Below are 16,530 nucleotides of genomic sequence, written 5' to 3' on the forward strand. Positions count from 1 at the left end.
CCCTCTTCCCCATAAAAACGTACTACTTACCTAGTACATACGGGGAATTGAGTTAGTGGGTTGCCAACCTGAACAGGCACCTTTAAGCCTGCTTTTGTCCGGGTACCTTTAAACCCGCAACAATCAGGAACGCGGTGGCGTTCCGGCCAGGGGAGGTTCGGCGGTATACCCCTGTAAAGCCCTGCCGTGATTTCTCACAAACAGACGAAGCCGCATATTTGCTTCATGCCTTGCCCGGTTCTCCTTGCGGTATGAAACGGGCTCGGCTTCGAACGATTCCTGGTACACAGCTGCATAACGCTGAATGGCTTTTTGTCGTGCTGCTGGCGCCAGGCTCAGTAACTGCTGCTTGATCCAATCGGCATCGGCCTGGCTAAAAGCCACGGGCATATCAACCGGTTGATAATCAAGAGCCATATCACTGCTCTTTTTCTGGCTTTGGGAATAGCTCCGGCAAGTCAGGTCTGATTTGATATGCAGCTACTTGGCCACTGGCCGCAGCCACAATTTTCAATACATGCTCGGCCTTAACTTTTTTTCCATGACGCCATTTCCAGACCGTTGCTTGCGATACACCACACTGCTTTGCAAGCGCGCCCTGGCTTCCGGCACATCTGATTGCTATATCGATAGGCTCTGAAATCATAAACCCCCCTTAGTAATTAAATATTACTTTAGCGATTAGAGTAATTACTTGCAAGGATGCCAATTACTTTTTGACTTGATTCTTCATTTGGTCTAAATTTTTAACAACTTTTGGAGTAATCATTATGTCGAATAGCACTTTTGCAGATAGGCTAACGGAAGCCATGAGAGCGGCGGGAATGACTCAAGCATCCCTGGCTAAATTAGTTGGGATGTCGCAATCAAGTATTTGGAAGTTAACGTCAGGCAATGCCTCTGGCTCGCGCAGAACAGTAGAGCTAGCAAAAGCTCTGAATGTTCGACCCGAATGGCTTGCTTCAGGTGAAATGCCAGTAAGCGATCAATCTTCTGAGCTGCTGCCCATGAAGGTAGTGGAGTCTGTTAGCACTGGCGCTTACAGGGTTGAGTTGCTGGATATACAGGCGAGTGCAGGCCCCGGCACATTTTTGTCTTCTGAGTTTATCGAAACCATTCGCGCCATTGAGTTCACAGAGGAGCATGCCAGAAGCATGTTTGGTAACCGGCCTGCTTCCGCAATAAAAGTGATTACAGTTAGGGGCGACAGCATGGAGGGAACCATTGATCCAGGTGACTTTATCTTTGTTGACACAACGGTTAATTACTTTGACGGCGACGGAATTTACGTGTTTGTGTTCGGTAAAACCATTCATATAAAACGGCTGCAGATGCAGAAGAACAGCTTGGTTGTCCTATCAGATAACAAGCTGTATAGCTCTTGGCAAATTGATGCCACTGATGAAGATCAGTTTCACGTTTTAGCGAAAGTATTAGTTAAGCAATCTGCCGCGATCAAGCGTTTTGCCTAACCCCTCCAACTTATCGAATCAGACCGCTTAGGCGGTCTTTTTTTTGCTTATCAAACAACAAATTACTTTAGAAATTAAAATTAAAATCACTTTAGTGGTTGACCTTTTCCGTATAACGATCCATCCTTATTACAACTTAAGTAATTAAACGACATTCTTAATTGCTTAACTCACTTAATGTAGGAGGGAGCATGGAAACCAATAAAACAGTTCAATTAGACCGACTTGAAACAAGCGATATGCTCATGAACTGGTCTCACGATCTACGCTGTTGCTCTGCTTCTTTATGGCTATTACTTGAAACGATGGTTAGCCAGGAAGAAGAACGTGAGCATGCTCTTATAACTCTGGTCGTTAAAACACTGGAAGAAGTTAACGACAAAATTGTAGATTTCGATACAAATAAACTTTGAAATTAATTTATCAATAAACTCCTTTAATGGTGCGAACAAACTCACCTTGAGAAATATTTTATGAAAAATAATAATGTTATTCAGTTACCAATAGTTAATCGTACATATCGCAAATCAGTCGTTCTCTATATTAATGACGTAGCAAAAACCGCAGAAACAGCAAATAAGTACGCTCAGGAATTGCGCGCAGAATTTATTGAATTGCTCATGCCAGCAATCACACGCACTGATGTGAAGGTGGCTGGGCGATTCACATCGTTACTTAATGAACTTTGCTTCATGACCACAATGACAATGAAGAACACTTCAAAAATGGGGGGCAATAATGACGTTTCTGAAAGATAAAGAAGCACACAAGACAGCAAAGATCTTTGCCTCTTATGGAAATAGTTATCTGCATATTGCAAACCTTTTTCTGCGCAAGGCTTACGGGCGGTAATTATGAACATATTGATTGAGAACCGTCGCCGCCGACTTGTACAGGTAAAACTGGCATCACTAAAAAGAAGGACTGGTAATTATTTTCAGATAGTTGACATGAATGATGGAACAAAACTCCCTGTCGAACTGGATAGCGACATTTTAACAAAATCATTAATAAAGTTTTTCGAAACAATGATTCATGAAAATCATAAACGAGCCGAAGCTGAAATATTAATTTCAAATCATTATTCAAATTGCACCGGAATTAACAAGCTAACACCGCTTGGCGTGGATTTTATGAATGCTGTTATTGCAACGCTGGCTGAAGAGTTAACGAATAAACAGGAGACTCAGAATGCAAGTTAACCAGCAAATGATGACTTATCAGGGAATGCAGATTCCCCGCCCCGTGTTGAACGTGGATCTACATGTGCTTCCTGATTTCACAGGGCGCGTTGTTCTTTACATCGAAAAAGGTCGTGTGACATGCGACCGCCGGCTGTTCGACGACGAGCACATTTGCTCACTGGACACTTTTATTGAAATGGTTCGCGAAGCGGGGCTACGCCTTGAGGAGATATCAAATGACTGTTAGCAAAAATGAAAACGTTAAACAACTTGTCGCCAGGCTAAAAGAAATACACCAGCAATCCAACGTCACAATTCCAGCCTGGATGCTTGACGAAAACCGCTATGGCAAAGGAGATCTGACTTTAAACGAGCAGCATGAGTGGGCAGAAACCATCTGCCAGTCCATGCGCAGTACTGTCGCCCTTCTCTACCTGATTGAATGCGAAAAGCGCTGGGGCCTTCGTGACGGTGAATACCAATTTAAAACTGGTGAGTTTGTTTTTGGCTTAACGCGGGAGCTTATCGAAAACCTGTTAATTGAGCATGTAGAAGGGACACTGATAGAGCACAAGCCTAAAGAACGGTATCTAGCTGTATTCCAGTTCTACTATGCCAACGATCAGCGCCTGAAAGAAGACGGTCATTCGTGGTTCAGCGGTTTTCTCGACGAGATGTTTATGGATCTTGCTGTTCGGTTACGTGTCGGCGAAGCAATACCCGTTCAACACATTTTGCACTGAGGTAAATGATGATGAAAAACGAACTTATCACTGCGTGGTACTGCGTCACATTCATGGTGACTGAAAATGCCGAGCGCCGCGAATATTCAATCTTTGTCGGCAGTAGTAGCGAAATGGAGGCGGTGGTTTCTGCGACTGCTGGGCTCTGTAAGGGGCATGCTGAATTCAGCGAACCAGCATTCAAATCTATCCGCATCGCGACCTATGGCGAGGCCGAATCGCTTGATGCAGAACTCGATGCAATTGCCGAACGAGAAGCAAAGGAACTGGAGGAAGAAGACAATGAGTAATCAACTGATGAAATTTAACTCGTCGGATCTCAGCATTTCTCTGAGCGGGATGCTTTACCAGGGAAAACCAGTATTTGATGCCGTTGAGCTGGCAAAATCCCTGGGTTACGCAAATCCGGCTGACGCGCTAAAAACTCACTGCAAGTCATTGATTAAACTTAATTATAGCGAATCGCGAGAATTGGGTTTTAACGACAAAATTCGTGGCATGCAACTTGCATCTGAATCTGATGCTTACCGGCTCATTCTCCGTAGCCAGCTTGCTTCCGCTGAACGTGTACAAGACTGGGTATGCGAAGATGTTCTGCCATCTATCCGCGAAACTGGCAGCTATAGATACCAACACCCTAAATCTCAGGCGGAGATCATTGCCGAAATGGCCCTGCTGAATGTTGAGCAGGAGCGTCGCCTTAACCACGTTGAGGACAAGGTCGTTGAGGTTACCGAGCTAGTAGATCATATCGCTCGTGGTGCAACGCCTCCTGGTTGGGCTGGATACTCGGAATTGAAAGCACTGTGCGGACTTTCAGATGCAAAGTGTCGCCAGTTAGTCTCCGCTTATGACATCGACCATAAGCCTATCCCATTTATTGCGCCTAGAGGAACCAAATCCACCATGACCATTGTGCGTGAGCAGCCATTTATGACGGCATTCACCAAAATGATGTTTGAAGCTGAACCTCGAGGCACCCGGTGGTATCACCCTAAGATGGGGCTGTTCCAAGTGATTGGATGGGAGGGTGAACAGTGAACAATAATGAAATTTGGGTACCGGTTGGCTCTGTTGAGCTGGCCCACCAGCAAGCGCTGATATGGGTGTCTGATGCCTACCTGTTCCACTTAGTCAGCATGCATCGTCGCCCGGTGTACCGCCATCAGTACGGGGATATTTCACTAGACCAACCAGCCATTAAGGGCTTTATCGATTCGTATTTGGGAGATAAGGGATGGGATATGGAAAAACGCCGTGCCCATTACATCAACATTCTGGACCTCATTAAATATATGCACCGCAGTAATTCTGACTTCATCGACTGGGGGACTGTACCAACACTAACCCCAAGGGGCATCCGATGGATGAATGATTGCTTCTCGCGGCTGGGCGAAATGGTTAACAGCTATGGTGGATGGGAAAACTACACAAAAGAAACTGCCGGAGATTCAATTTCATGAAAATCCAATACCAGGACTATGGCGCCGTAGCGAACATCGTTATCACCAGTACGGTGTTTGAGTTCCGTAAACATAACCGGGTGGTCGATGCCACGCTGCTCTGCACACCAAGCATCATTGCAAGCCGTAGTGGGATGTTCTTAATCAAGACGGCTTTATCAGGTAAATCTCGCGACATGCTGCGTGCATATAAAACTGTTCAGCGGGAGGCGACACGATGAAATCTTTCCTCCTGTCTATGCTGTTTGGCCTGTTATTAGTGGTCGTTATTTTCGGGGCGTTGATTGAGTACAAATTTTTGACGAATTTCGGAGGTTAACAGTGGAAAAATCGCATATCAATACTGAAAACCTAAACACAATTCACGACTGTCTATCCCAGCTTGTGATCGCTGAAGAAACTCAGCTCAGCATTGAAGATCAGTTGGCTAAATCAAATAGCAGCAGTGAGTGGAGTGTTTGGCGTAAAAAAGCAGAATACGCACTAAAGATCGTAAAAGGTAAGCGTCGTATCATCACAGCTCGACTGGCAGTTCTTCGCCAACTTGAAAAAGACCGCAATATGCAACTGCACCAGCAGCACAACGATTTCCTCATTAATGAGCTTAGGACAGTAGTACCCTCCTCCACCTTTGATCGATGCATTCGCCAGGCTAACGATAAAATGGAGAAAATCCATGCAGACCAGTGCTGATGTCGTTCTTCTGGTGCCGAATGACTGGGTTAGCGAGAGAATTTTGATTGCAGTTACCGGACTTAAACCCGGGACCATCACCCGTGCCAGAAAAGAATCCTGGATGCTGGGTCGCGAATACCTGCACGTCTCACCAGACGGTAATCCCAAACCTTCGAGCGAATGTATGTACAACAGGAAAGCGATCGACATTTGGATCGAGGCACAGAAAAAAAATCAACCAGGTGCGCAGAAAGCATGAAAAGCAGTACACTCATCCATGCTCCTGGACGTCAGGAGGGATTAATGGCTAATGCATCATACCCGACAGGCGTCGAAAACCACGGCGGTTCACTCCGCATCTGGTTTCTGTACAAAGGCAAACGTGTCAGGGAAAACCTCGGTGTCCCTGACACAGCCAAAAATCGCAAGATAGCCGGTGAGCTTCGTTCATCGGTTTGTTTTGCAATAAGGATGGGGAATTTTAACTATGCGGAAAAATTCCCAAACTCGCCGAACCTTGCCCGGTTCGGCCAGGATAGAAAGGAAATTACAGTGCTGGAACTTACCGAAAAATGGTCTGATCTGAAACGAATGGAGATCAGCACTAACACCATGAGTCGGTATGAGTCCATCATAAAAAACATGCTTCCGCGCATTGGCGAAAACAAGTTGGTTTCTGCTGTGACCACTGAGGATTTGCTGTATGTAAGGAAGGAGTTGCTGACAGGTTTTCACGTAATGAAGAAGGACCACCGGACGCAGGTAAAAGGCCGGAAGTCCTCCACCGTGAACAATTACATGATGTTAATGGCCGAAATCTTCCAGTTTGGAGCAGATAACGGTTATGCAAAGGAAAACCCGTTTAGCGGAATTAACCGCCTCAAGAAAGCGAAGGGTGAGCCCGATCCACTCACGACAGATGAGTTCATCAGGTTTATCCAGGCATGCGGCCATCAGCAGATGCGAAATCTCTGGTCGCTTGCAGTCTATACAGGAATGAGGCATGGGGAGTTGTGCGGTTTGGCCTGGGAAGATATCGATCTGCATGCCGGGACCATTACTGTGAAGCGCAACCTTACCCAGACGGATGAGTTCACCCTGCCAAAAACAGACGCAGGCACTGACAGGGTGATTTATCTCATTCAACCAGCTATTGATGCTCTGAGGAATCAGGCCCAGCTTACGCGCCTTGGCCGGCAGTATGAGGTTGAAGTGAAATTGCGGGAATATGGCCAGTCAGTCATACATCCATGCACTTTCGTTTTCAGCCCTCAATGCGTAAAACGTGGGCCACGAAGAGGATATCACTACGCGGTTAATTCGATTAATAAAATTTGGGCTCCGATAATCAAGCGCGCCGGTATTCGTTACCGCAACGCGTACCAGTCACGGCATACCTATGCGTGCTGGTCATTGTCAGCGGGTGCGAACCCAAACTTTATAGCAACTCAAATGGGACATGCAGATGCACAGATGGTTTACAAGGTGTATGGAAAGTGGATGTCAGAGAAGAGCGCCGAACAGGTTTCTCTGCTCAACCAGGCGCTTTCACACTTTGCCCCATCACTGCCCCAAAGCATGGTTTCAGCATAGTAAAAATCTTTATATACAAGTAGTTAATAGCAATAACGCTACATTTTCATAACACGTGGCACGAATTGCCCTCGACCAGAAAGAGAGCTTATGGTGTGATCGGGGTTCAATAAATTGCTAAACAGGGTATACTCCAGCGGTTTTCTTAGTTGTTTATTGTACTAAACGCTCCCGTGAGAGGATGCTACTGCGCACCTATGACACAATTCGCTTCTCCTGTTCTGCACTCGCTGCTGGATACAGACGCTTATAAGTTGCATATGCAGCAAGCCGTTTTTCACCACTACTATGATGTACAAGTAGCGGCTGAATTTCGTTGCCGTGGCGATGACCTGCTCGGTATTTATGCCGATTCTATTCGTGAGCAGGTGAATGCTATGCAGCACCTGCGACTGCAGGAGGATGAGTACCAGTGGCTCTCCGGCCTGCCTTTCTTTAAAGCTGATTACCTCACCTGGTTACGTGATTTCCGCTATAACCCGGAACAGGTTTGCGTCACCAATGATAACGGTAAGCTAAACATCCGCTTAACCGGTCCGTGGCGTGAAGTGATCATGTGGGAAGTCCCGCTGTTAGCGGTGATTAGCGAACTGGTACACCGTTACCGTTCACCTGAATCAGGCGTCCCGCAGGCACTCAATGAGCTGGAAAGCAAACTAGTAGAATTCTCTGCTTTAACGAAAGATGTCGATATGTCCCGCTTCCATTTGATGGATTTCGGTACGCGTCGTCGTTTTTCGCGCGAAGTACAGCAGGCTATCGTTAAACGCCTGCAGCAAGAGCCCTGGTTTGTCGGCACCAGTAACTACGATCTGGCCCGCCGCCTGTCATTAACCCCAATGGGTACGCAGGCGCATGAGTGGTTCCAGGCTCATCAGCAAATCAGTCCTGAACTTGCCACCAGCCAGCGCGTAGCCCTGGCCGCCTGGTTAAATGAATACCCTGACCAACTCGGCATTGCATTGACCGATTGCATCACCATGGACGCGTTTTTACGCGACTTTGGCGTTGAGTTTGCGACCCGCTATCAGGGTCTACGCCATGACTCAGGCGATCCGGTGGAATGGGGTGAAAAAGCCATCGCCCATTATGAAAAACTGGGTATTGATCCGCTGAGCAAAACGCTGGTTTTCTCAGATAATCTCGATCTGAAAAAAGCGATTGAACTCTACCGCCACTTCTCTTCCCGCGTACAGTTGAGTTTTGGTATTGGGACACGGCTAACATGCGACATTCCGCAGGTTAAGCCGCTCAATATCGTTATTAAGCTGGTGGAATGTAACGGCAAACCGGTGGCAAAGTTATCTGACAGCCCGGGTAAAACCATCTGCCACGATAAAGCATTTGTTCGTGCACTGCGCAAAGCCTTCGATCTCCCGCATATTAAAAAAGCCAGTTAATCCTTCCAGGGAGCCATTTTGGCTCCCATATTCACGTTTATTTCCGAAATCTTTCACTCCAGCTACGAATTCTGCTTGTCTGATTGCAGATGCCAGGTAACATAGGTATCCCCCCCATTATGGGTGGACATGTGTTTATATATCCGACTATTAACAGAGAGAATATTATGAGCGTTGTGCCTGTAGCCGACGTACTCCAGGGCCGCGTAGCCGTTGACAGCGAAGTCACCGTGCGCGGATGGGTGCGTACCCGCCGAGATTCAAAAGCTGGCATCTCCTTCCTCGCCGTTTATGACGGTTCCTGCTTTGATCCTGTACAGGCCGTCATCAATAATTCTCTGCCCAATTACAATCAGGACGTACTGCGCCTGACGACGGGTTGTTCAGTTATCGTAACGGGTAAAGTCGTTGCATCACCTGGACAAGGACAGAGCTTTGAAATTCAGGCCACTGAGGTTGAAGTCAGCGGCTGGGTCGAAGATCCTGATACTTACCCAATGGCAGCCAAGCGTCACAGCATTGAGTATCTGCGTGAAGTGGCGCACATGCGTCCGCGTACCAACATGATTGGTGCGGTAGCGCGTGTACGTCACACGCTGGCGCAAGCTCTGCATCGTTTCTTCCACGAGCAGGGTTTCTTTTGGGTATCAACGCCGCTGATTACCGCTTCCGATACGGAAGGTGCCGGTGAAATGTTCCGTGTTTCTACGCTGGATCTGGAAAACCTGCCGCGTAACGATCAGGGCAAAGTCGATTTCGACAAAGACTTCTTTGGTAAAGAGGCCTTCCTGACCGTTTCCGGTCAGCTGAACGGTGAAACCTACGCCTGCGCCCTGTCCAAAATTTATACTTTTGGCCCGACGTTCCGTGCAGAAAACTCTAACACCAGTCGTCACCTGGCAGAGTTCTGGATGCTGGAACCAGAAGTGGCTTTTGCTGACCTGAACGATATTGCAGGCCTGGCTGAAGCGATGCTGAAGTACGCGTTTAAAGCCGTTCTGGCAGAGCGTGCGGATGATATGAAATTCTTTGCTGAACGTGTCGACAAGGACGCGATTTCACGCCTGGAACGTTTCATTGACGCTGACTTCGCGCAGGTGGATTACACCGACGCGGTAAGCATTCTGGAAAAATGCGGCAAACAGTTCGAAAACCCGGTTTACTGGGGTGTGGATCTGTCTTCTGAGCATGAGCGTTACCTTGCCGAAGAGCACTTTAAAGCGCCGGTGGTGGTGAAAAACTACCCGAAAGACATCAAAGCGTTTTATATGCGCCTTAACGAAGACGGTAAAACCGTTGCTGCAATGGACGTACTCGCCCCGGGAATCGGTGAAATCATCGGTGGTTCTCAGCGTGAAGAGCGTCTGGACGTGCTGGATGCCCGTATGCTGGAAATGGGTCTGAACAAAGAGGATTACTGGTGGTATCGCGATCTGCGTCGCTACGGTACCGTTCCGCATTCCGGCTTCGGATTGGGATTCGAGCGTCTGATCGCTTACGTCACCGGCGTGCAGAACGTCCGTGATGTTATTCCGTTCCCGCGTACTCCGCGTAACGCCACCTTCTAAACGTGCGTTATTGTTTCAAAGGCCAGCATTGCTGGCCTTTTTTATACCCTTTTCATGTTATCTGGATACCCATCTCACGTTAAACACAACCTTTCAATTCCCTCTACCTGTTACGTAATATTTCATCGCAACACATTTGCACAAAAAATAATCAGCAATTTTATTGTGGATTAGCATTTTCTGATTAAATAGTACATTTTTTAGCCCTTCACACGACATTCCAGACGTCCAAAAATCGTTACCTGTAAAAGCCGAACTTTCCGGCATAACGGATAAAAAATAACCTTAGCAAAATTAAATATAAGAAAATCATATAAATAGAAATAAAAACGAGAATTTTCAGCGCAGGGGTATCCGAAGTTTGACGCTGTTCACAAAGTTGCACAAAAATAACATTTTGTTACACATTTTTTCTTTTTGAAACCAAATCTTTATATTTGTAGCACTTTGACGGTAGCGAAACGGTAGTTTGAATGGAAAGATGCCTGTCAGACACATAAAGACACCAAACTCTCATCAATAGTTCCGTAAATTTTCATTGACGGAATTTATTGGCGGCAGTGGCAGGTGTCATATAAAAACCGATGAGGGTAATAAATAATGATGAAGCGCAATATTCTGGCAGTGGTTATCCCTGCTCTGCTGGTAGCCGGGGCAGCTAACGCTGCAGAAGTTTATAACAAAGATGGCAACAAGCTGGATGTATACGGTAAAACCGTAGGTCTGCACTATTTTTCTGATAACGCTGGCAACGATGGCGATCAGACTTATGCCCGTCTTGGTTTCAAAGGGGAAACTCAGATTAATTCCGATCTGTCCGGTTACGGTCAGTGGGAATACAACTTTGCCGGTAACAACTCTGAAGGCGGCAGCGACGCTCAGAACGGTAACAAAACCCGTCTGGCATTTGCCGGTCTGAAATATGCCGATCTGGGCTCTTTCGACTACGGTCGTAACTACGGTATCGTTTACGATGCCCTGGGTTACACCGATATGCTGCCAGAATTTGGTGGTGATACCGCGTACAGCGACAACTTCTTCGTTGGCCGTGTGGGTGGTGTTGCGACCTACCGTAACTCTAACTTCTTCGGTCTGGTTGATGGCCTGAACTTCGGTATCCAGTATCTGGGTAAAAACGAGCGTGATGGCAATACCGGTCGTTCTAACGGCGACGGCGTTGGCGGTTCTGTAAGCTACGAAATGGATGGCTTCGGTATCGTTGGTGCTTACGGTGCAGCTGACCGTACCAATGCGCAGGAAAACTCTTTCTACGCTAACGGCGGCAAAAAAGCTGAGCAGTGGGCAACCGGCCTGAAGTATGATGCTAACAACATCTATCTGGCAGCGAACTACGGTGAAACCCGTAACGCAACCCGCCTCTCTACTACCCAGAATGGCGTGACCACCAGCGGCTTCGCCAACAAAACGCAAGATTTCTTTGTTGTCGCTCAGTACCAGTTCGATTTCGGTCTGCGCCCGTCCATCTCCTACAACAAATCTAAAGCGAAAGACGTAGAAGGTGTAGGCAACGAAGATCTGGTGAACTACATTGAAGTGGGCGCAACCTACTACTTCAACAAAAACATGTCCACCTATGTTGACTACCAGATCAACCAGATCGATTCTGACAACAAACTGGGTGTGAACTCTGACGACACCGTAGCACTCGGTATCGTTTACCAGTTCTAATAGCAGACCTCTTTGTTAAATGCCTATAAAACAGGACTTCGGTCCTGTTTTTTTATATCTGCTAGCGAATTCTTGCGTCTTAAAAAAACACCTCAGCTTTTCGTCAGTAACGGTTGGCATTTTGTAAATCTACCGTTAACCTGATAGCGGACTTCCCTTCTGTAATCACTATGGAACCTCGTCATGTTTGAGAACATTACCGCCGCTCCTGCCGACCCCATTTTGGGTCTGGCTGATTTGTTTCGTGCCGATGACCGCCCTGGAAAAATAAACCTCGGGATCGGTGTATATAAAGATGAGACAGGCAAAACGCCGGTGCTGACCAGCGTTAAAAAAGCCGAGCAATATATACTGGAAAATGAAACCACCAAAAATTACCTTGGCATTGACGGTATTCCAGAGTTTGGTCGCTGCACTCAGGAATTACTGTTTGGTAAAGAAAGTTCGCTGATCAACGATAAGCGTGCACGTACAGCACAGACCCCTGGCGGCACTGGTGCACTGCGCGTGGCAGCTGATTTCCTGGCAAAAAATACGTCGGCTAAACGCGTATGGGTGAGCAATCCAAGCTGGCCGAACCATAAGAGCGTCTTTAACTCTGCAGGCCTGGAAGTTTGTGAATACAAATATTACGATGCAGCAAACCACTCATTAGATTTTGATGCGCTGCTGGCAAGCCTCAGCGAAGCGCAGGCTGGCGACGTGGTGCTATTCCACGGCTGCTGCCATAACCCTACCGGCATCGATCCTACGCTGGAACAGTGGCAAACGCTGGCTCAGATGTCTGTCGAAAAAGGTTGGTTACCGCTGTTCGACTTCGCATACCAGGGCTTTGCCCGTGGCCTGGAAGAAGATGCAGAAGGTCTGCGCGCATTTGCGGCTCTGCACAAAGAGCTGATCGTCGCCAGCTCCTACTCCAAGAACTTTGGACTGTACAACGAGCGTGTAGGCGCCTGTACGCTGGTTGCTGCCGATGCGGAAACCGTTGACCGTGCGTTCAGCCAGATGAAATCAGCCATTCGCGCTAACTATTCCAACCCACCAGCACACGGTGCATCCGTAGTGGCCACGATTCTGAGCAACGACGCGCTGCGTGCCATCTGGGAACAGGAACTGACTGATATGCGCCAACGCATTCAGCGCATGCGTTTACTGTTCGTGAATACGTTGCAAGAGAAAGGTGCAAACCGCGACTTCAGCTTTATCATCAAACAGAACGGCATGTTCTCGTTTAGCGGCCTGACAAAAGAACAGGTTCTGCGTCTGCGTGAAGAGTTTGGTGTCTACGCTGTCGCTTCCGGACGTGTAAACGTAGCTGGAATGACGCCAGATAACATGGCGCCGCTGTGCGAAGCGATTGTTGCGGTACTGTAATCTATCGTGCACAAAAAAGGCCGCAAACGCGGCCTTTTTATTTATTAAACGAATTACCAGACAGGCATTTCATCCTGCAGGAACGGGTTATGTAGCCGTTCATTACCCAGCGTAGAAAGTGGGCCGTGACCTGGAATAAACGTCACGTCATCGCCCAGCGGCAACAGTTTACGTTTAATCGAATCGATCAGTTGGCTGTGATCTCCGCGCGGAAAATCGCTGCGCCCTACGCCGCCTTTGAAAATCACGTCACCAGAAATCAGTAACTTTGATTGCTCATCAAAGAAGACCACATGTCCCGGTGTGTGGCCCGGACAATGCAGCACCTGTAACGTCACGTTGCCAACGCTGACCCGATCACCTTCGTTCAACCAGCGATCGGGCGTCAGCGGCTCACAATCTCCGAGGCCAAACATGCGGCTCTGAGCAGGGAGTCCCTGTAACCAGAACTCATCTTCTTTTTCCGGGCCAATAACCGGTACACCATAATGCTGTGCCAGTTCAGCCGCCGCTCCAACATGGTCAAGATGACCGTGAGTAAGCAGGATCTGCATTAGCGTCAGACCGCTGGCATCCACTTCCTGTTTGATTTTCCCGGCATCGCCGCCGGGATCGACCAGCGCGGCCAGACGAGTCTGCTCACACCAGATTAGCGAGCAGTTCTGGGCGAATGCAGTGACCGGAATAATACGATAGTTCATACAGCTCCTGTTTCATTAAGCTTATGGATCACCAGTGCCGTGCAGGGCCGGTGTCAATATGCACAAAGTTACTGCTGGGGTAGTATCCTACACCACCTGCGCGCATAGATAACGCAGCTTTGCGAATATTACTTAATGCGATGCCTTCAATATGGAAATCCATGGCCTGACCTTTAGTGTGGTAGCTTTTCTTGGCCACACCACGGCTACGTGCACGGAGTTCATTATTGGTATCGATAGAGCGATAGCCTGAGATCAGCTGTACGGGTTTACGCGTGCCCAGCAGGCCCTGCAGACGGAAGAGTTGATCAAACAGTCCCGGGTCAATGGATTTCACTTTATTGGCCCGAAAATCACGGAAAAAGTGGTTAAGTTTTGCTAATTCGTCCTGAATATAGCCCCTGCCATCAAAAAACTCTGCTTTTATTGACTCACCGGTATGCAGGTTATTCAGAGTCAATATACGCGGACGTGGGGTAGAGAGTGTTGCAAACGCAGGCGTAGGCAAGATGGCAGCGCCGAGGGCAATGCCACCAAGCGCCAGCAGTTTGCGGCGATTAGCGTCAAATTTGTCCATGGTATTAAGGTCTACAAGGTCAATGTTATCGTATGTATGCTCTAGCGCACGCGGGAAACCTTATCTGGCTAAGTAGTCCACGTCAAGGCTCCCAACCCCAGGAAATACGGGGCTTGTAGCCATTTTGCCCCGTTTCCAGCATAACTTACGACAATCATTTTCCTCGAACTGCTTCATTTATCTGATTAATTGCTCGGCTTTTGACACAATTTGTGCGCTGGATCGCGCTGTCAGATCGTAATTGTAAATATCTGTACGATACTGCGTGCGCCCATCCGGGCCGACAAATGCGGTTAGATAGTAGAGGTTGACCGGAATATTCTGGCGAATATTCACATACCGCGTATCCCCTTGCTTCAGGGCATCCGAGATGCGCGTATCATTCCAACCCGCATCCTGTAGCAGCATATTCGCCAGCTCAGATGCCTTGTTCACACGCACGCATCCGGAGCTTAACGCCCGCGTATCTTTCTGGAACAGATTGTGGTTCGGCGTATCGTGCAGATAAATAGCGTCCGAACTCGGCATATTGAATTTATAGCGTCCGAGCGAGTTACGTGCGCCCGGAGCCTGCTGAAAGCGGAACGGCAGATTGGACGCAGTGATGGTGGCCCAGTCAACCTGCCACGGATCTATCGTCTCTTTACTGTTCCAGCCGCGCATTACGGTATAGCCATGACGTTCAAGATATCCCGGGTCATTCCATAACTTAGGCAGAATATCTTTACGTGCCAGCGTCGGCGGCACGTTCCACGGCGGGTTAACAACCACGTTATTCAGCGCACTGCTCATCATCGGCGTTTTGCGATCTGGACGCCCGACAATAACGCGCGAGGCCAGCACCTGATTGCCATTCTGATAATAAACCAGCGAATAGGCAGGAATGTTCACCATGATACCGGTAGACAGCTCACTCGGCAGCAGGCGTAAGCGCTGAATATTTAACGCCAGCACGCCCGCACGCTGAGCGGGCGTCACGTTCAGCCAGTCACGCGTCGCTGGGCCAATCGCGCCATCTGCGCCAAGTCCCTGCCACGTCTGAAAACGCTTTACTGCATCAACCAGTTCACGATCGTAGGTACCACGACCTTCTTTGCCAGACGTACTGACGGCAGGCTCCAGCATCCCGGTTCGGCGCAAAATTTCACGCAGCGCGGGGATATCTTTACTCCACTCCCCCGGACGTAGCGTTGCTGTACTGGTGAGCTGCGGCCAGGGACGTGTATCACCCACCAGCTTGAGCAGCGATTCATGCATGGCTGCATACTGCGGATGCTGAGGCGCCAGGCTGGCAATAAACGACGTCAGTTGACCGTTATCCAGTGCGACCTGCCACTGGTTGATGACGGAAATCGGCGGCGTCGTTAGCGCATAGGGCTTATCGCTGTAAAGCCAGCGATTACCTTTGACAGGGATGTTAGCGATAAAGTGCAGATACCCCATCATCGCATCAGAGAGCACGATGTCTCTCGCCTGACCGGTTACTGCCGGATCGGTCAGAAGTGCAACCCAAGTAGTAAACTGCGGCTGAAAGCCGGCAATCGCTACCTCGGCTAACTGTTGTTGAAAGGCCTTTACCGCATCACGATTTTCCCACATCGGCTTCATTTCGCGTGCGGCATACAGCAGTTCCAGCTGGCTCATGTAAACCGGCGTATAGCCTGCTGGCAGTTGAGAGTGTATTTCGGCGCGGGCTTTATCAACAGACACGCCTTCTGGCAGCGGTTGAATACCCGCCATGATAGCCGTCGCAGAAGATTGAACCTGCGGCTGCGATAACGCTGTTGGCTGTTCACTGACGGTCGCAGAGCTATCGCCAGGGATCATTTCAGGCTCATCGGCCTGCGCATTGAACAGTGGAGCGAATGTTACGGCCAGGCACAAACTGATTGCCGACAGCCGACGACCACACATTTTATTAAGCAACATCCCTTGCCCCCTGTTTTCTTTATCATACTCTGAATAGCCAGGCCGCCTGTGTTCCCCTTTATTTGGCGGGGACAGACCTGTAAAACGCCAATACAAACTGAAGTATGACGAGCAAGCCCGTGACGCGTTGGGCTTACCTTTAGTATATAAACATCAAAAAGT

The 16,530-nt window shown here is 48.4% G+C and carries 22 protein-coding genes; 17 read left to right on the forward strand and 5 right to left on the reverse strand.

Annotated features, from left to right (window positions below):
• Positions 1-123: 123 nt before the first annotated feature.
• Positions 124-417 (reverse strand): hypothetical protein, encoded by a 294-nt coding sequence (locus BZK41_RS00005; RefSeq protein WP_079936764.1) that lies wholly within the window; start codon positions 415-417, stop codon positions 124-126.
• Between the two features lies 1 nt (position 418).
• Complete coding sequence (locus tag BZK41_RS00010; RefSeq protein WP_047345111.1) at positions 419-646, reverse strand: YdaS family helix-turn-helix protein; 228 nt, start codon at positions 644-646, stop codon at positions 419-421.
• 124 nt (positions 647-770) lie between these two features.
• Here BZK41_RS00010 and BZK41_RS00015 point away from each other — a divergent pair, with 124 nt between their 5' ends.
• The 17 genes from BZK41_RS00015 to aspC all read left to right on the forward strand — a co-directional run bounded on the left by BZK41_RS00015 (position 771) and on the right by aspC (position 13,161).
• Positions 771-1,472: a helix-turn-helix transcriptional regulator gene (locus BZK41_RS00015; protein ID WP_079936765.1), complete on the forward strand. Its 702-nt coding sequence runs from the start codon at positions 771-773 to the stop codon at positions 1,470-1,472.
• A gap of 191 nt (positions 1,473-1,663) precedes the next feature.
• Positions 1,664-1,885: a hypothetical protein gene (locus tag BZK41_RS00020; RefSeq protein WP_079936766.1), complete on the forward strand. Its 222-nt coding sequence runs from the start codon at positions 1,664-1,666 to the stop codon at positions 1,883-1,885.
• A gap of 60 nt (positions 1,886-1,945) precedes the next feature.
• Positions 1,946-2,230, forward strand: coding sequence for a hypothetical protein (locus BZK41_RS00025; protein WP_232018020.1), 285 nt, complete (start codon positions 1,946-1,948; stop codon positions 2,228-2,230).
• Between the two features lie 96 nt (positions 2,231-2,326).
• Positions 2,327-2,674: a hypothetical protein gene (locus tag BZK41_RS00030; protein WP_079936767.1), complete on the forward strand. Its 348-nt coding sequence runs from the start codon at positions 2,327-2,329 to the stop codon at positions 2,672-2,674.
• On the forward strand, positions 2,664-2,903 hold the full coding sequence (locus tag BZK41_RS00035; protein ID WP_079936768.1) for a hypothetical protein: 240 nt from the start codon (positions 2,664-2,666) through the stop codon (positions 2,901-2,903). The genes BZK41_RS00030 and BZK41_RS00035 overlap by 11 nt, the downstream gene beginning before the upstream one ends.
• Positions 2,893-3,399: a hypothetical protein gene (locus tag BZK41_RS00040; protein ID WP_079936769.1), complete on the forward strand. Its 507-nt coding sequence runs from the start codon at positions 2,893-2,895 to the stop codon at positions 3,397-3,399. Before BZK41_RS00035 ends, BZK41_RS00040 begins: the two co-directional genes overlap by 11 nt.
• Positions 3,400-3,404: 5 nt before the next feature.
• Complete coding sequence (locus BZK41_RS00045) at positions 3,405-3,689, forward strand: hypothetical protein (RefSeq protein WP_139762559.1); 285 nt, start codon at positions 3,405-3,407, stop codon at positions 3,687-3,689.
• Positions 3,682-4,440 carry a BRO family protein gene (locus tag BZK41_RS00050; RefSeq protein ID WP_079936770.1) on the forward strand — a complete coding sequence of 253 codons (759 nt, stop codon included), beginning with the start codon at positions 3,682-3,684 and terminating at the stop codon, positions 4,438-4,440. The genes BZK41_RS00045 and BZK41_RS00050 overlap by 8 nt, the downstream gene beginning before the upstream one ends.
• Positions 4,437-4,862 (forward strand): hypothetical protein, encoded by a 426-nt coding sequence (locus BZK41_RS00055; RefSeq protein ID WP_079936771.1) that lies wholly within the window; start codon positions 4,437-4,439, stop codon positions 4,860-4,862. Before BZK41_RS00050 ends, BZK41_RS00055 begins: the two co-directional genes overlap by 4 nt.
• The gene (locus tag BZK41_RS00060) at positions 4,859-5,083 is read left to right on the forward strand and encodes a hypothetical protein (RefSeq protein WP_079936772.1); all 225 of its coding nucleotides are present in this window, start codon (positions 4,859-4,861) and stop codon (positions 5,081-5,083) included. The genes BZK41_RS00055 and BZK41_RS00060 overlap by 4 nt, the downstream gene beginning before the upstream one ends.
• 100 nt (positions 5,084-5,183) lie before the next feature.
• Complete coding sequence (locus BZK41_RS00065; RefSeq protein WP_139762560.1) at positions 5,184-5,555, forward strand: hypothetical protein; 372 nt, start codon at positions 5,184-5,186, stop codon at positions 5,553-5,555.
• Complete coding sequence (locus BZK41_RS00070; protein WP_079936774.1) at positions 5,539-5,796, forward strand: excisionase family protein; 258 nt, start codon at positions 5,539-5,541, stop codon at positions 5,794-5,796. The genes BZK41_RS00065 and BZK41_RS00070 overlap by 17 nt, the downstream gene beginning before the upstream one ends.
• A 44-nt stretch (positions 5,797-5,840) precedes the next feature.
• Positions 5,841-7,130, forward strand: coding sequence for a site-specific integrase (locus BZK41_RS00075; protein ID WP_048214561.1), 1,290 nt, complete (start codon positions 5,841-5,843; stop codon positions 7,128-7,130).
• 197 nt (positions 7,131-7,327) lie between these two features.
• Complete coding sequence (gene pncB, locus BZK41_RS00080) at positions 7,328-8,530, forward strand: nicotinate phosphoribosyltransferase (protein WP_079936775.1); 1,203 nt, start codon at positions 7,328-7,330, stop codon at positions 8,528-8,530.
• Between the two features lie 167 nt (positions 8,531-8,697).
• Positions 8,698-10,098 (forward strand): asparagine--tRNA ligase, encoded by a 1,401-nt coding sequence (gene asnS / locus BZK41_RS00085; RefSeq protein ID WP_079936776.1) that lies wholly within the window; start codon positions 8,698-8,700, stop codon positions 10,096-10,098.
• A gap of 600 nt (positions 10,099-10,698) precedes the next feature.
• Positions 10,699-11,787, forward strand: coding sequence for a porin OmpF (gene ompF, locus BZK41_RS00090; protein WP_003035828.1), 1,089 nt, complete (start codon positions 10,699-10,701; stop codon positions 11,785-11,787).
• Positions 11,788-11,970: 183 nt separating this feature from the next.
• The gene (gene aspC / locus BZK41_RS00095) at positions 11,971-13,161 is read left to right on the forward strand and encodes an aspartate transaminase (protein WP_079936777.1); all 1,191 of its coding nucleotides are present in this window, start codon (positions 11,971-11,973) and stop codon (positions 13,159-13,161) included.
• Positions 13,162-13,214: 53 nt separating this feature from the next.
• On the opposite strand, the gene BZK41_RS00100 is transcribed toward aspC, so the two are convergent.
• From BZK41_RS00100 to ldtD, 3 genes are all read right to left on the reverse strand, one after another.
• Positions 13,215-13,862, reverse strand: a complete 648-nt coding sequence (locus tag BZK41_RS00100) for an MBL fold metallo-hydrolase (RefSeq protein ID WP_079936778.1) — start codon at positions 13,860-13,862, stop codon at positions 13,215-13,217.
• A 28-nt stretch (positions 13,863-13,890) separates the two neighbouring features.
• Positions 13,891-14,439 carry a YcbK family protein gene (locus BZK41_RS00105; RefSeq protein ID WP_003831948.1) on the reverse strand — a complete coding sequence of 183 codons (549 nt, stop codon included), beginning with the start codon at positions 14,437-14,439 and terminating at the stop codon, positions 13,891-13,893.
• Positions 14,440-14,616: 177 nt separating this feature from the next.
• Positions 14,617-16,368, reverse strand: a complete 1,752-nt coding sequence (gene ldtD, locus BZK41_RS00110) for a L,D-transpeptidase (protein ID WP_079936779.1) — start codon at positions 16,366-16,368, stop codon at positions 14,617-14,619.
• Positions 16,369-16,530: the final 162 nt, after the last annotated feature.

Origin of the sequence: Citrobacter sp. A316 (assembly GCF_002042945.1) — a bacterium.
In the GTDB taxonomy this organism is placed as follows: Bacteria; Pseudomonadota; Gammaproteobacteria; order Enterobacterales; family Enterobacteriaceae; genus Citrobacter; species Citrobacter portucalensis.

Bases quoted from the DNA above. Each gene is read 5' to 3' on its own strand.
- BZK41_RS00025 (WP_232018020.1), top strand. From the start codon at position 1,946: ATGAAAAATAATAATGTTATTCAGTTACCAATAGTTAATCGTACATAT.
- BZK41_RS00035 (WP_079936768.1), top strand. From the start codon at position 2,664: ATGCAAGTTAACCAGCAAATGATGACTTATCAGGGAATGCAGATTCCC.
- BZK41_RS00100 (WP_079936778.1), bottom strand. From the start codon at position 13,862: ATGAACTATCGTATTATTCCGGTCACTGCATTCGCCCAGAACTGCTCG.
- ldtD (WP_079936779.1), bottom strand. From the start codon at position 16,368: ATGTTGCTTAATAAAATGTGTGGTCGTCGGCTGTCGGCAATCAGTTTG.
- BZK41_RS00060 (WP_079936772.1), top strand. From the start codon at position 4,859: ATGAAAATCCAATACCAGGACTATGGCGCCGTAGCGAACATCGTTATC.
- BZK41_RS00010 (WP_047345111.1), bottom strand. From the start codon at position 646: ATGATTTCAGAGCCTATCGATATAGCAATCAGATGTGCCGGAAGCCAG.
- BZK41_RS00050 (WP_079936770.1), top strand. From the start codon at position 3,682: ATGAGTAATCAACTGATGAAATTTAACTCGTCGGATCTCAGCATTTCT.
- BZK41_RS00040 (WP_079936769.1), top strand. From the start codon at position 2,893: ATGACTGTTAGCAAAAATGAAAACGTTAAACAACTTGTCGCCAGGCTA.
- BZK41_RS00030 (WP_079936767.1), top strand. From the start codon at position 2,327: ATGAACATATTGATTGAGAACCGTCGCCGCCGACTTGTACAGGTAAAA.
- BZK41_RS00020 (WP_079936766.1), top strand. From the start codon at position 1,664: ATGGAAACCAATAAAACAGTTCAATTAGACCGACTTGAAACAAGCGAT.
- BZK41_RS00005 (WP_079936764.1), bottom strand. From the start codon at position 417: ATGGCTCTTGATTATCAACCGGTTGATATGCCCGTGGCTTTTAGCCAG.
- BZK41_RS00015 (WP_079936765.1), top strand. From the start codon at position 771: ATGTCGAATAGCACTTTTGCAGATAGGCTAACGGAAGCCATGAGAGCG.
- aspC (WP_079936777.1), top strand. From the start codon at position 11,971: ATGTTTGAGAACATTACCGCCGCTCCTGCCGACCCCATTTTGGGTCTG.
- BZK41_RS00075 (WP_048214561.1), top strand. From the start codon at position 5,841: ATGGCTAATGCATCATACCCGACAGGCGTCGAAAACCACGGCGGTTCA.
- BZK41_RS00045 (WP_139762559.1), top strand. From the start codon at position 3,405: ATGATGATGAAAAACGAACTTATCACTGCGTGGTACTGCGTCACATTC.
- asnS (WP_079936776.1), top strand. From the start codon at position 8,698: ATGAGCGTTGTGCCTGTAGCCGACGTACTCCAGGGCCGCGTAGCCGTT.
- pncB (WP_079936775.1), top strand. From the start codon at position 7,328: ATGACACAATTCGCTTCTCCTGTTCTGCACTCGCTGCTGGATACAGAC.
- ompF (WP_003035828.1), top strand. From the start codon at position 10,699: ATGATGAAGCGCAATATTCTGGCAGTGGTTATCCCTGCTCTGCTGGTA.
- BZK41_RS00105 (WP_003831948.1), bottom strand. From the start codon at position 14,439: ATGGACAAATTTGACGCTAATCGCCGCAAACTGCTGGCGCTTGGTGGC.
- BZK41_RS00070 (WP_079936774.1), top strand. From the start codon at position 5,539: ATGCAGACCAGTGCTGATGTCGTTCTTCTGGTGCCGAATGACTGGGTT.